Raw genomic sequence first — 13,138 nt, 5'->3', positions numbered from 1 at the left:
TCATCTATAACAGGTGTCATAATGGAAATACGCTAATCTATGACACTCGTCTTAGCAAGGAGTCCGGCTCATGAGTGCACGTCATTCCGATGCGCCGCAGCGCGTCGTGGCTGCGGCCGCGGAAATGCTGGCCACCTACGGACTCAATGCCTCCAGCGTCCGTGAGGTCGCCAAGCGCGCGCAGGCGCCGTTCGGCTCCACCTACCACCACTTTCCCGGCGGCAAGCAGCAGGTCCTGGCCGAAGCCACGACATTGGCGGGCACCAAGGTGGATGCGCTGCTCGATACCTGCCTGCAGGGAGCGGCCCACGAGGGGCTGCACCTGTTCCTGGCGGCGTGGCGCGAGCGCTTGATCCGTTCGGATTTCCACGTGGGCTGCCCGGTGCTCGCGGCGGCGGTCGAAGAGCCGATCGACGATGCCCCCGACGATGCACGGCGGGCCGCGGCCGAGGTATTCGCGCGCTGGGAAGCCCGGCTGACCGAAGCGCTGGCCCGCGGTGGCCGCTCGCCCGAGCAGGCCAATGGCATTGCCACCATGATCATCGCCAGCATCGAGGGCGCGGTGGCGATGAGCCGGGCCACGCGCGACATCGGCCCGTTCGATCGCGTCGCAGCGCAGCTTGTTTCCCTGGTCGCCGATCGCTGAGACTGTCGGCCTGCCGCAACCGGAGTGCCGCGCTTTGACCGCCTTGATCCGTTCCACCGTGTTTGCCGCGACGCTTGCCGCATGCGCCCTGCATCCGAGTGCGCACGCGCAGGAATCGCCTGCGACCAACCCGTTGTATCGGGTGCCTGCCGACCAGGCGACGCCCGCGCAGGTCACGGAGATGCAGCAGCGCCTGCTGGACTGGCCGCAACTGCAGCGCTACCGGGCCGAGAATGCGGCGTTGGCGCCGGTCGCGCCGGGGACCAAGCGCGTGGTGTTCTACGGTGACTCGATCACCGAAGGCTGGGGGCCAACCGGCAGTGAGCGTTTCTTCCCGGGCAAGCCCTACGTCAACCGCGGCATCTCCGGGCAGACCACGGCGCAGATGCTGCTGCGCTTCCAGCAGGATGTCATCGCCCTGAAGCCGGCGGTGGTGGTCATCCTCGCCGGCACCAACGACATCGCGGGCAACACCGGGCCGACCACGCAGGCGATGATCGAAGACAATCTGCACGCGATGGTGGAACTGGCGCAGGCGCACAACATCCGCATCGTGCTGGCGTCTGTCCTGCCGGTCAGCGACTACCCGTGGCAACCCGGCGTGCAGCCTGCGGGCAAGGTGACGGCGCTCAACCGGGCATTGCGTGCGTATGCGGAGCAGCAGCGGCTGGTCTATCTGGATTACCACACCGCCATGACCAACAAAGACGGCGGCCTCGACCCGCAACTGGCCGCCGATGGCGTGCATCCCACGCCGGCAGGTTATGCGCGGATGGTACCGTTGGCCGAAGCGGCGATCGCGCGGGCGCAGGCGCGTTGACGATGAACAATCCCTACTCGGTGGCGGTACGAGCCTCGCTCCCGCCTGCCTCGCGCGGCTACGGCCTGCTGGCGGTGGGCGTGCTGAGCAGTGGCTTGACCGCGATCGTGATGACCGCCATCGGGTTCTTTGTGGTGCCGCAGTTCCAGGAGGTGTTCACCAGCTTCGGCGTGGCGCTGCCGTGGCTCACGCGCGCGCTGATCCACGGGTATGGCTGGGCCTGGATCGCGCCGGTGCTGGTGCTGCTGCAGTGGTTTCGCGGCCCGGGCGGCCTGTATCGCCCCCATCTGGCGGCCGTGCTGGGCGTGCTGGCGATGCTGGGCGGTGCGCTGGTGACGGTGTTCGGGCTGTATCTGCCGATGTTCCAGATCGGCGCGGTGGTGTGAGGCACCGCGCCGTCCGCAGCGCTCAATCGAAGCGCCAACGCACCCCGGCGTACACACCACGCCCATCACCGGGCGTCGAGCGCGCGACATCCTTGCCCGCGTCGTCGTAGCCCGGCGTGACCGTGGCGGCGTAGTGGCGGTCGGTGAGATTGCGCAGCTCCGCCCAGGCCTGCCAGCGGCCGCCGGGGGCGTCGTAACCGATGCGGGTGCCGAAGATGACGTGACTATCGGCGGCCATGCTGTTGGCATAGTCGACGAACATTTTCGACGCGTACTCGGTGTTCAGCCCGGCGTAGAAGCCGGCCGGGTGGTCGTAGCGCAGTTCGGCCTGGTAGTAGTGGCGCGGCAGGCCGGGCAGGCGATTGCTGCCGAAGCGCGCATCATCGCGGTAGCGGAAGTCGCTGAAGGTGTAGGCCTGGCGCAATGACAGCCGCCCGCCGACGCCCTGCCACAGCGCACTGTCCAGGCCGGCTTCGATGCCGCGGTGCACGGTCGGGCTGGCGTTGGATTCGGCGATGAACAGGTTCGGCACCGGCTGCACTTCCACGGTGAGCAGTTCGTGGTTGAGCCGCGCGTAATAGCCGGTCAGCTCCCAGCGGCCCAGCACACTTTCGCCGCGTGCGCCGAGTTCCAGCGTGGTCGCGGTCTGGTTGTCCAGGTTCACCGGTGCGCGCTGGCGGTTGGTGGAGGCACCGTTGCCGGCGGCGAAGTACTGGTTCGAGCCCCAGATCATCGACCACGGATGCGCAGGTTCCACCGAGCGGCTCAGATTGCCGAACCACTGCGTCTGCGGCGTCTGCTGCCAGGTGAAACCCAGCCGCGGCGCGTAATCCCACTGGCGCTCGGACAGTTTCTCCGCAGTCGCCGGCCAGGTGACCTGCACATCGCGCCGGGTGTGGATCAACGCCATGCCGGTCTGCAGGCGCAGCGTGTCGCTCAGCGCCAGATCATTGCCGATGTGCAGCACGCTGTCGGTGCCGTAATGCTCAAAGTCGCGGGTGTGCGTGCCGGCGGCGTAGCCGTTGCTGGCAAAGCGCAGGGTCTCGCGCACGTTGGCATCCAGATCGTGGGTGACGCGCAGGCCGATCGTGGTCACGCTGTCATGCCCGAACAGCGCGTGCCGGCGGCGGTAGTCCAGCGTGCCGTTGAGGTTGGCGTACTCCAGCTGCTGGCGGTACAGGCTCTCATTCAAGTCCATCGGGTACTTGTGATACACGAGGCCAGCCTGCAGCGATGAATCTTCATCGATCGTGTAGGTAGTGGTGTTGCCGAACCAGGTGCTGCCCGGCTGCGGGCGGCGCGCATCGATGGCCACGTTGGCCGGATTGGCGGCGCGGGGGTCGTTGCGGATCTGCGCGCGGGTGAGGCGTCCCGGGGTTTCGTGATCGGTCTCGCGGTAGCGCAGGAAGAAGCGCGTCTCCAGTTGCGGCGTGAGCTGCCAGCCGATGTTGGCCACCGCACCCTTGCCTTGGCCGGCGGCGTGCTGCTGATAGCCGTCGTACTCAGTGTCGGTGTAGGCGATGAAATAATCGACCGCGTCCTGCACGCCACCCAGGCTGATCCCGCGCTTCTGGTAGCCGCGTGCGCCCGCTTCGTAGTGCAGCTCCAGCCCGGGCGTATCGCGGCCGCTGCGGGTGATGTAGTTGACCGCACCGCCCAAGGCCAGCGCGCCGCGCTCGAACCCGTTGGCGCCGCGCAGGACCTCGACGCGGCTCAGCCACAGCGGCTCCAGCAGCTCGTAAGGCGTGCCACCCGGGCCGGTCAGCGGCAGGCCATCCAGCGAGACCGACAGGCCGGAGGCATGCGCACCCGGCGCGCGGTTGAGGCCCGAACCCCGGATGGAGACCTTGACGCCTTCATTGCCGGCGCTCTGCGCGCTGATGCCGGGCTGATAGGCAAGCACATCGGCCGTGCTGGCGACGCGGCCCTGGCCGACCTCCGCCAGATCCACCACGTTGCCTGCACCGGGGACCCGGTCGAGCGCGCGGCGCGCGGCCTGGGTGGCATCGGCGGCGGTGACGTTCACTGCGTCCAGCGTGACGGCCTGGCCGGCGGGCGCGGCATTGACGGTATTGGTGGCGGCAAGGCTGGCCAGCAAGGCAGCGGCGAGCAGGGATGGGGCAGGGGCGATGGAGCGATTCGGGAGGGCAGTCATTCGTGCGCGGTATCAGTGCGGACAGCGCCCACGTCGCCGTGGCACCCTGTCAACTTCATGTGGGGCGCGCAAGTTAACAGGATGTTGCGAGTTCGTCACCCTTGTGGGGCGTATGGGGTGTAGCTACCGCGGCGCCGCCAGAGCTTTCGACTTGGCGTACAGCCGTTCGGCCTGCTTCAGGTCACCCAGCGCGGAGTAGGTCTCCGCTAAGCTGTCCCAGGCATTGGCCGAGCGCGGGAACAGCGTCGCGTTGAAGGCGAACAGCGGCAGCGCGGTGGCATGGCCCAGATTCTCGGCCACCGCGTAGCCCACGCGGTTGATGTCCTGCTCCAGCATCGGCTGATCACCGCGCCCGGTAGTGATGAGCCACTGGTTCAACGCGGTTGTGCGTGCGACCGTCTGGGGCTCCAGTGCGTAGGTGATCAGCCTTTCCGACAGGGCCTCGCCAGGGAACTGCATCGGGGCCACCACTGCCATGGTGCTGTCCAACAGCGTGCGCGACCACACATTCTTCGCACTGCCGTTGGTGAGGTAGATGAAGCTGTAAGTGTCCCCGGCCAGGCCGTCGGTGAAGGCTATCCGCGCCCGTACCCGCGTGCCACCGTCATGCCCCACGAAGCGGTAGTCGCCGCTTTCTTCGAATTCCCAACCCGTGGAGAAGCCGCTGCGTTGTCCGCTGCTCAGCAGCTGTGGCTGCCACAGCTGCTGCAGCGTGGCACGACCCACCAGCTCACCACGGGTCAGGGCCAGCAGGAAGCGGTCCAGATCACCGACGGTTGTATGCAGCGCGGCATGCCCGTAGGCATAGGAGGGCCAGGCGATGTCGTCTTCGCGCTGCAGGGCGCCCTGCTTGCCGATGTAGGCGATGGCGATCTCGTGGCGCGCATCCGTCGCCGGGCCGAGCGAGGTATGCGTCATCGACAGCGGTCGCAGCACGCGGTCTCGTACGATCTGCGCATAGGGCTGCTGGTATTGCGCTTCCAACAGCGCGGTGAGGACCAGATAGTTGGTCTGCGTGTACCGGTTGGCGGTACCCGGCGTGAACTGGAGCGGCGCCTCGGCAAGTTCCTTGAACACCTCTGCCGGTGTGGCCTGGAAGCGGCGGTTGCCCTGCGAGGTGATCACCTCACCATCCCGATACTGGAAGTACTCGGGAACGCCGGACGCATGGTTGAGGAACTGCCGCACGGTGATCGCCTGCCAGGCCTCGGGCAGATCGGGAAGATAGCGGCTGGCCGGTGCATCCAGCTCGACCCTGCCGGCCTCCACCCGTTGCATGACCAGAGTGCTGACCAGCAGTTTGGCCAGGGAGTAAGCATTGAACACCGTTTCGGCGGTCACCGCCCGATGCGTGGTGACGTCGGCCTCTCCGGCGACGGCCTGCGCGAGCAGCGCGCCGTTGTGCCGTATCAGCACCGACTGCCCGGCGATGCCATAGCGCTCTGCGTTTGTGTGGAGTTGCCGGGTGATCCGGGCGTCTAACTCCGCGGCGCGCACGGTGCCGGACGGCGTCGATACCGCGAGCAGCAGGACCGCGACAAAGGCGAAACGACGCATTGCGGGCATCCTCGTGGGTGAGCCCGCACAGTAGGAAGCGCTGGCACCCCAGTCAATGCGGCGGAAGTCACCCCCGGTCGTGAAAGGCCCCGACCGTCGGCCGGGGCCTACCCACATCAGCCCAGAATCCCGGGCAGATCCAGCCCCTTTTCCTTCGCGCAGTCCACCGCGATCGCATACCCCGCGTCGGCATGCCGCATCACGCCCGTGGCCGGGTCGTTCCACAGCACGCGCGCGATGCGCTTGGCCGCCGCGTCGGTGCCATCGCAGACGATGACCATGCCCGAATGCTGCGAGAAGCCCATGCCGACGCCGCCGCCATGGTGCAGCGAGACCCAGGTGGCGCCACTGGCGGTGTTGAGCAGGGCGTTGAGCAGCGGCCAGTCGGAGACGGCATCCGAGCCGTCCTGCATGGCCTCGGTTTCGCGGTTGGGCGAGGCGACGCTGCCCGAATCCAGGTGATCGCGGCCGATCACCACCGGCGCTTTCAGTTCGCCATTGGCGACCATCTCGTTGAAGGCCAGACCGAGTCGATCACGATCGCCCAGGCCGACCCAGCAGATGCGCGCGGGCAGGCCCTGGAACTTGATCTTCTCGGCGGCCATGTCCAGCCAGCGGTGCAGGTGCGGGTTGTCCGGGATCAGTTCCTTGACCTTGGCGTCGGTCTTGGCGATGTCCTCCGGATCGCCGCTCAGCGCGGCCCAGCGGAACGGGCCGATGCCGCGGCAGAACAGCGGGCGGATGTAGGCGGGTACGAAGCCGGGGAAGTCGAAGGCATCGGCCACGCCTTCTTCCAGTGCCATCTGGCGCAGGTTGTTGCCGTAATCCACGGTCGGTACGCCGAGGGAGTGGAAGCCGAGCATGGCGCGGATGTGGTTGGCCATCGATTCGCGCGCGGCGGTTTCCACTTCCTTCGGGGCGGAGACGCGCTTGGCGTCCCATTCTTCCACGGTCCAGCCCTGCGGCAGGTAACCGTTGACCGGGTCGTGCGCGGAGGTCTGGTCGGTCAGCAGGTCCGGCTTCACGCCGCGGATCAGCAGCTCGTCCAGCACGTCGGCGACGTTGCCGAGCAGGCCGACCGAGAGCGGCTTCTTGGCGGTGCAGGATTCCTCGATCAGGCGCAGCGCTTCGTCGAGGTCGTCGGTCCAGGTGTCCAGATACCCGGTGCGCAGGCGCATCTCGATGCTGCTCTTGCGGCATTCCACCGCCAGGCACGAGGCGCCGGCCATCACCGCGGCCAGCGGCTGCGCGCCACCCATGCCGCCCAGCCCACCGGTGAACAGCCACTTGCCGGCCAGGCTGCCGTTGTAGTGCTGGCGGCCCATCTCCACGAATGTCTCGTAAGTGCCCTGCACGATGCCCTGGGCGCCGATGTAGATCCAGCTGCCCGCGGTCATCTGGCCGTACATGGCCAGGCCCTTCTTGTCGAGCTCGTTGAAGTGGTCCCAGTTGGCCCAGCGCGGCACCAGGTTGGAGTTGGCAATCAGCACGCGCGGGGCATCCACGTGGGTGCGGAACACGCCCACGGGCTTGCCGGACTGCACCAGCAGGGTCTGGTCATCTTCGAGCCGCTGCAGGGTCTCGATGATCTTGTCGTAGCTTTCCCAGTCGCGCGCGGCGCGCCCGATGCCGCCATAGACCACCAGCTCCTGCGGGCGCTCGGCCACGTCCGGGTGCAGGTTGTTCATCAGCATGCGCAGCGGGGCTTCGGTCAGCCAGCTCTTGCAGGTCAGCGTGGTGCCGGTCGGGGCAAGGATGGTGCGGGTGGAATCGAGACGGGTCATGCAGCACTCCGGGACGTAGCGAAGTCGAGACAGGCATCTAGCACCTGCTGCAGCGTGGCGCGCAGCGGGGCGGCGTGATCGGGATCCAATGGCGTGGGCCAGCTGTGCTCATCCACGGCCTCGGGCTCGTGCAGGTAGCCGCGGCAGGCCAGCTCCATCTGCAGCGTGTGCACGCCGCCGGGGATGTCGCTGTAATGGCGGGTGATGTAGCCGCCCTTGAAGCGGCCGTTGCGCACATGGCTCATGCCGCTCATCGCACACAGGTTGTCGACCACATCGGTCAGGGCGTTGTCGCAGGTGGTATCGCCGTTGGTGCCGAGGTTGAACTGTGGCAGCTGGCCATCGAACAGGTGCGGGATGTGCGAGCGGATCGAGTGCGCGTCGTACACCACCACAGTGCCGTGCAGGGCACGCAGGCGCGCGATCTCCGCGGCGAGGGCGTCGTGGTAAGGCGCGAACCAGGTATCGCGGCGGCGCGCGATCTCCGCCTCGTCCGGGCCGTGGCCATCGCGGTACAGCGGCTGGTTGTCGAAGGTGGTCAGCGGGCACAGGCCGGTGGTGTTCTGGCCCGGGTACAGCGAGGTGCCGCTGGGGTCGCGGTTGACGTCGATGACCGAGCGCGACACCGCGGTGCGCACGGTGGTGGCGCCCATCTGCTGCGCGAAGCCGTACAGCTCATGCACCCACCAGTCGGCGTCGCGGCGGGCCAGCCACGGCGAGACGAACTGCGCGGCCAGTGCATCGGGCAGCTCGGTGCCGGTGTGCGGGAAGCTGACGATCAACGGCACATCGCCGCGGTGGATCTGCAGCCAATCCGGTTGGGAAGTCATGCCAGCGGCTCCAGTGGCGGCAGGATGTCATCCAGCCCGGCAGCCAGCACGCCACTGCGCACCAGGTCGGTCGCGGCCACCATGTCCGGGTGGAAGTAACGGTCGTCTTCCAGCGTCGGCACCTGCGCGCGCAGGCGCTGGCGTACCGCTTCCAGTGCATCGCTGGAGCGCAGTGGGGCATGGAAATCGCAGCCCTGTGCAGCGGCGAGCAGCTCGATGCCGATCACGTTGGCGGCGTTCTCGGCCATCGCCATCAGGCGGCGCGCACCGTGTGCGGCCATCGAGACGTGGTCTTCCTGGTTGGCCGAGGTCGGGATCGAGTCGACGCTGGCCGGATAGGCGCGCTGCTTGTTTTCCGAGACCAGCGCCGCGGCGGTGACCTGCGGAATCATGAAGCCGGAATTCAAGCCGGGCTTCGGGGTGAGGAAGGCGGGCAGGCCGGACAGGGCCGGGTCGACCAGCATCGCGGTGCGGCGCTCGCTGATCGAGCCGATCTCGCACACGGCCATCGCCAGCATGTCCGCCGCGAAAGCGACCGGCTCGGCGTGGAAGTTGCCACCGCTCAGCGCCTCGTTGGTATCGGTGAATACCAGCGGATTGTCGGAGACACCGTTGGCTTCGATCGCCAGCGTGGTGGCGGCCTGGCGCATCACGTCGAACGCGGCGCCCATGACCTGCGGCTGGCAGCGCAGGCAGTACGGATCCTGCACGCGCACGTCGTTGTCGCGGTGCGATTCGCGGATCGCCGAGCCCTGCATCAGGGTACGCAGCGCGGCGGCGGTGGCGATCTGTCCGCGCTGGCCGCGGATGCTGTGGATGCGCGGGTCGAACGGGGTGTCCGAACCCTTGGCCGCTTCCACCGAGAGCGCGCCGGTGACCAACGCCGCACGGAACACAGTGTCGATCGCGAACAGACCGGCCAGTGCATAGGCGGTGGAGTACTGGGTGCCGTTGAGCAGGGCCAGGCCTTCCTTCGCGCCCAGCACCAGCGGGGCCAGGCCGACCTTGGCCAGCGCCTCGGCCGCCGGCAGGCGCTCGCCCGCCACGAAGGCTTCGCCGACGCCGATCATCACGCTGGCCAGGTGCGAGAGCGGGGCCAGATCGCCGGAGGCGCCGACCGAGCCCTGGCACGGAATCACCGGAATGAAGTCGTGCTGCAGGAAGGCTTCCAGCAGGGCCAGGGTCTGCGGGCGGATGCCCGAGGCACCCTGCGCCAGGCTGGCCAGCTTCAGCGCCATCATCAGGCGCACCACGGGGGCCGGCATGGGCTCGCCGACGCCGGCCGCATGCGAGAGCACGATATTGCGCTGCAGGGTTTCCAGGTCGTCGCGCTCGATGCGCACGCTGGCCAACTTGCCGAAGCCGGTATTGATGCCATACACCGGCGCGCCCTTGGCGACGATGTCGGCCACGGTCTGCGCACTGCGCAGCACGGCCGCAGCCGAGGCCGGGTCCAGCCGCACCCGCGCGCCGTCATGGATCGCGCGCCATTGCGCCAGCGTGACGGCGCCGGGGTGCAGGGTCAGGGTAGTGCTCATGAAATCTCCAGACATCACTAGATTCAGACGGGTTGGCCGCGCATCACGCGGCCGTGCAGGGGGTTGAAACCCATGCGGTAGACGAGGTCGGCAGGCGCCTCGATGTCCCACAGGGCGAGGTCGCAGTCCAGGCCGACGGCGAGCCGGCCGATCCGGTCCTGCCGACCCAGTGCGCGTGCCGCTTCACGGGTGAAGCCGGCGATGCACTCCGCTACGGTCATGCGGAACAGGGTGGCGGCCATGTTCATCGCCAGCAGCGGGCTGGTCAGCGGCGACGTGCCGGGATTGGAATCGGTGGCCAGCGCCAGCGGTACGCCGGCCGCACGCAGGTCGGCGATCGGGGGCAGGGTGGTATCGCGGGTGAAATAGAACGCGCCCGGCAGCAGCACGGCCACGGTACCGGCGCTGCGCATGGCGGCGATGCCATCGGCGTCGAGATGTTCGATATGGTCGGCCGACAGTGCACCGTGACGTGCCGCCAGGGCGGCACCGTGCTGGTTGCTGAGCTGCTCGGCATGGATCTTGATCGCCAGCCCGTGTCGCTGCGCGGCGAGGAAGACCTGCTCGGCCTGTGCGGCGCTGAAGGCGATGTTCTCGCAGAACACGTCCACCGCCTCGGCCAGCCCGGCCGCCGCGACGGCCGGAATCATGACGTTGCAGACCTCGTCGATGTACTCCTGCGCCTGCCGGCCCGGCGGGATCGCATGCGCGCCGAGGAAGGTCGGCACGATCTCGACCGCGCGCTGACGGCCCAGTTCGCGCGCGACCGTCAGCTGCTTGGTCTCGTCGGCCAGGGTCAGCCCGTAACCGGATTTGATCTCGAGCGTGGTGATGCCTTCGGCCAGCATGGCATCCAGCCGCGGCAGGCTGGCGGCGAGCAGGTCGGCCTCGCTGGCGGCGCGGGTGGCACGCACGGTGGAGACGATGCCGCCGCCGGCGCGGGCGATGTCGGCATAGCTCACGCCCTGCAGGCGCTGTTCGAACTCCCCGGCACGGTTGCCGGCATAGACCAGGTGGGTGTGGCAGTCGATCAGACCGGGGCTGATCCAGCGCCCGGCGCAGTCGATACGCTGGGCGGGCTGCAGGTGATCGGCAGAACCGGCCGCACCGACATGCACGATGCGGCCATTGCTGGCGGCGATCACGCCATCCTCGATCACGCCCAGGCCCGGGCCGTCGACGGTGATCAGGTTGGCGTGGTACCAGAGGGTGTCACAGTGCATGGCAGCAACCACATCGGTGTATATGTCTATACAATATAGGCGCCTCTTCCGGGATGTCCAGTGATGCCAGCCACCCCCGCACCGATCCTTCGTTTCCACGCCGCTCATGCGCTGCTGCCGCACGGTTGGGCGCGCGATGTGCGCATCCTCAGCCAGGGCGGCACGCTCCTCGAGGTGACCGAAGGTGTGTCGGCCGAGCCGGGCGATACCGCGCTGGCGATCGCGCTGCCGGGCCTGGGCAACCTGCACAGCCACGCCTTCCAGCGCGGCATGGCCGGGCTCACCGAGATCGGCGGCAACAGCGGCGACAGCTTCTGGAGCTGGCGCGAGCTGATGTACCGCTTCCTGGCGCATCTGCAGCCCGAAGCCATGCAGGCGATCGCTGAGCAGGCCTATGTGGAGATGCTGGAATCCGGCTTCACCCGGGTCGGCGAGTTCCACTATCTGCACCACGGCCTGGATGGGGTGCCGTATGCCAATCGCGCCGAGATGGCCGAACGTATCGCGGCCGCTGCCCACTCCAGCGGGATCGGCCTGACCCTGCTGCCGGTGTTCTACGCGCATGCCGATTTCGGTGGCGCCGCGCCGAATCCGGCCCAGCGCCGTTTGATCCACGACGTCGACGGCTTTGCCGCGCTGCTGCAGGGCTGCACGCGCGCGCTGCAGGACCAGGACGATGCGGTACTTGGTTTCGCCCCGCACAGCCTGCGCGCGGTGACCGGCGAGGAACTGGCGGCGTTGCTGCCGCTCAACACCGGGCCCGTCCACATCCACATCGCCGAGCAGACCCGCGAGGTCGATGCCTGCGTCGCCTGGAGCGGCATGCGGCCGGTGCAGTGGCTGTACGAACACGCGCCGGTGGATGCGCGCTGGTGCCTGGTGCATGCCACCCACATCACCGAGGTGGAGATGCAGCAGATCGTCGCCAGCCGTGCGGTGGCCGGGCTGTGCCCGATCACCGAGGCGAACCTGGGCGATGGTCTGTTCCCGATGCAGGCCTTCGCGCGTGCCGGCGGCCGGTTCGGGGTCGGCTCGGACTCCAACGTGCTGATCGACGCCGCCGAAGAGCTGCGCCTGCTCGAGTACGGCCAGCGCCTGCAGCTGCGCGGGCGCAATGTGCTGGCCCCGGGCGATGGTCAATCCACCGGCCGATGGCTGTACGAACAGTCGTTGAGCGGTGCCGCGCAGGCCCTGGGCGTGACCACCGGACTGCAGGCAGGTGCACCGGCCGACATCGTCGAACTCGATCCGGACCACCCGGCGCTGATCGCCCGCGACGGCGATGCCTTGCTTGACAGCTGGGTGTTCGCCGCACGTAATGGCGCCGTGCGATCGGTGTGGCGTCAAGGGCGCCAGTTGGTCCGTGACGGTCGCCACCCGCAACGCGAGGCGGTGGCCGCACGCTTCGCCGCGGCACTTCGACCGTTGTTGAGGGTCTGATCCGACCCTCCCATGCAGGAATCCAGAGTGACGGGCAAGAAAGCAGCAACCCTCAATCAGCGCATTCGTGCTGATCTGGAAAGCCGCATCCTCAGTGGACAGTGGGAGCCTGGCTTCCGCATCCCCTACGAACACGAACTGATGGAGCAGTACGGCTGCTCGCGGATGACCGTGAACAAGGTGCTGACCGCGCTGGCCGAGAGCGGCATGATCGAGCGCCGCCGGCGTGCGGGCTCATTTGTCGCGCGCCAGCCGCCGCACCTGGAACAGGTGGCGCTGGAGATTCCCGACATCGCGATGGCGGTGCAGGCGCGTGGCCATGTCTACGGTTACCAGCTGCTGGAGCGCGCCTACCGGCTGCCGCGTGAGCACGTGGCCGAAGAAACCGCGTTGTCCGGGAGCGAGAAGCTGCTGGCGATCCGCTGCCTGCATCTGGCCGACGGCCGGCCGTTGGCGCTGGAGCACCGCCTGATCAGCCCGGTCGGTGTGTCGGAGGTGCTGGAGGTGGATTTCGAGACGACCGCGCCGGGCAGCTGGCTGCTGCAGAACGTCTCCTGGACGCGCGCTCAGCATCGGATCAGTGCCTGGGGCGCGGATGAGGCGGCAGCGACGCTGCTGCAGGTCAAACCCGGCACGGCGTGCCTGGTCATCGACCGTCTCACCTGGCGTGGCGAGCAGCCGATCACCTGCGTGCGGCAGATGTTCCTGGGCGATGCGTACGATCTGGTCGCCCGGTTCTCGCCGGGCGCGCGCTGAGCC

General features: G+C 68.1%; 11 protein-coding genes. 5 read left to right on the top strand and 6 right to left on the bottom strand.

All coding sequences use genetic code 11. The annotated features are described in order from the left end of the window. Positions 1-70 precede the first annotated feature (70 nt). From ACWV8V_RS07825 to ACWV8V_RS07815, 3 genes are read left to right on the top strand one after another with little or no spacing between them, the layout of a single operon-like run. Positions 71-646, top strand: coding sequence for a TetR/AcrR family transcriptional regulator (locus tag ACWV8V_RS07825; RefSeq protein ID WP_259261624.1), 576 nt, complete (start codon positions 71-73; stop codon positions 644-646). Between the two features lie 34 nt (positions 647-680). After that, positions 681-1,466 (top strand): SGNH/GDSL hydrolase family protein, encoded by a 786-nt coding sequence (locus tag ACWV8V_RS07820; protein WP_455899396.1) that lies wholly within the window; start codon positions 681-683, stop codon positions 1,464-1,466. Positions 1,467-1,468: 2 nt separating this feature from the next. Further along, the gene (locus ACWV8V_RS07815) at positions 1,469-1,852 is read left to right on the top strand and encodes a hypothetical protein (RefSeq protein WP_282262115.1); all 384 of its coding nucleotides are present in this window, start codon (positions 1,469-1,471) and stop codon (positions 1,850-1,852) included. A gap of 22 nt (positions 1,853-1,874) precedes the next feature. On the opposite strand, the gene ACWV8V_RS07810 is transcribed toward ACWV8V_RS07815, so the two are convergent. The 6 genes from ACWV8V_RS07810 to hutI all read right to left on the bottom strand — a co-directional run bounded on the left by ACWV8V_RS07810 (position 1,875) and on the right by hutI (position 10,939). After that, entirely contained in the window at positions 1,875-4,007 is a 2,133-nt protein-coding gene (locus ACWV8V_RS07810; protein ID WP_455899395.1) for a TonB-dependent receptor family protein, read from the bottom strand. 123 nt (positions 4,008-4,130) lie between these two features. Then, complete coding sequence (locus tag ACWV8V_RS07805; RefSeq protein WP_455899394.1) at positions 4,131-5,564, bottom strand: serine hydrolase domain-containing protein; 1,434 nt, start codon at positions 5,562-5,564, stop codon at positions 4,131-4,133. Between the two features lie 116 nt (positions 5,565-5,680). Then, on the bottom strand, positions 5,681-7,348 hold the full coding sequence (gene hutU, locus ACWV8V_RS07800) for a urocanate hydratase (protein WP_259261628.1): 1,668 nt from the start codon (positions 7,346-7,348) through the stop codon (positions 5,681-5,683). Further along, positions 7,345-8,178: an N-formylglutamate deformylase gene (hutG, locus tag ACWV8V_RS07795; RefSeq protein WP_455899393.1), complete on the bottom strand. Its 834-nt coding sequence runs from the start codon at positions 8,176-8,178 to the stop codon at positions 7,345-7,347. Before hutG ends, hutU begins: the two co-directional genes overlap by 4 nt. Next, complete coding sequence (gene hutH, locus ACWV8V_RS07790) at positions 8,175-9,716, bottom strand: histidine ammonia-lyase (RefSeq protein ID WP_282258395.1); 1,542 nt, start codon at positions 9,714-9,716, stop codon at positions 8,175-8,177. Before hutH ends, hutG begins: the two co-directional genes overlap by 4 nt. A gap of 23 nt (positions 9,717-9,739) precedes the next feature. Continuing rightward, positions 9,740-10,939, bottom strand: coding sequence for an imidazolonepropionase (gene hutI, locus ACWV8V_RS07785; protein WP_455899392.1), 1,200 nt, complete (start codon positions 10,937-10,939; stop codon positions 9,740-9,742). Between the two features lie 63 nt (positions 10,940-11,002). Between hutI and ACWV8V_RS07780 the strand changes: the two genes are divergently transcribed. Then, on the top strand, positions 11,003-12,379 hold the full coding sequence (locus ACWV8V_RS07780) for a formimidoylglutamate deiminase (protein ID WP_455899391.1): 1,377 nt from the start codon (positions 11,003-11,005) through the stop codon (positions 12,377-12,379). 27 nt (positions 12,380-12,406) lie between these two features. Continuing rightward, on the top strand, positions 12,407-13,135 hold the full coding sequence (gene hutC / locus ACWV8V_RS07775; RefSeq protein ID WP_455899390.1) for a histidine utilization repressor: 729 nt from the start codon (positions 12,407-12,409) through the stop codon (positions 13,133-13,135). Positions 13,136-13,138 lie beyond the last annotated feature (3 nt).

Source organism: Stenotrophomonas sp. Ker107b (assembly GCF_053847245.1).
This window is presented reverse-complemented; position numbering and strand designations above follow the sequence as displayed.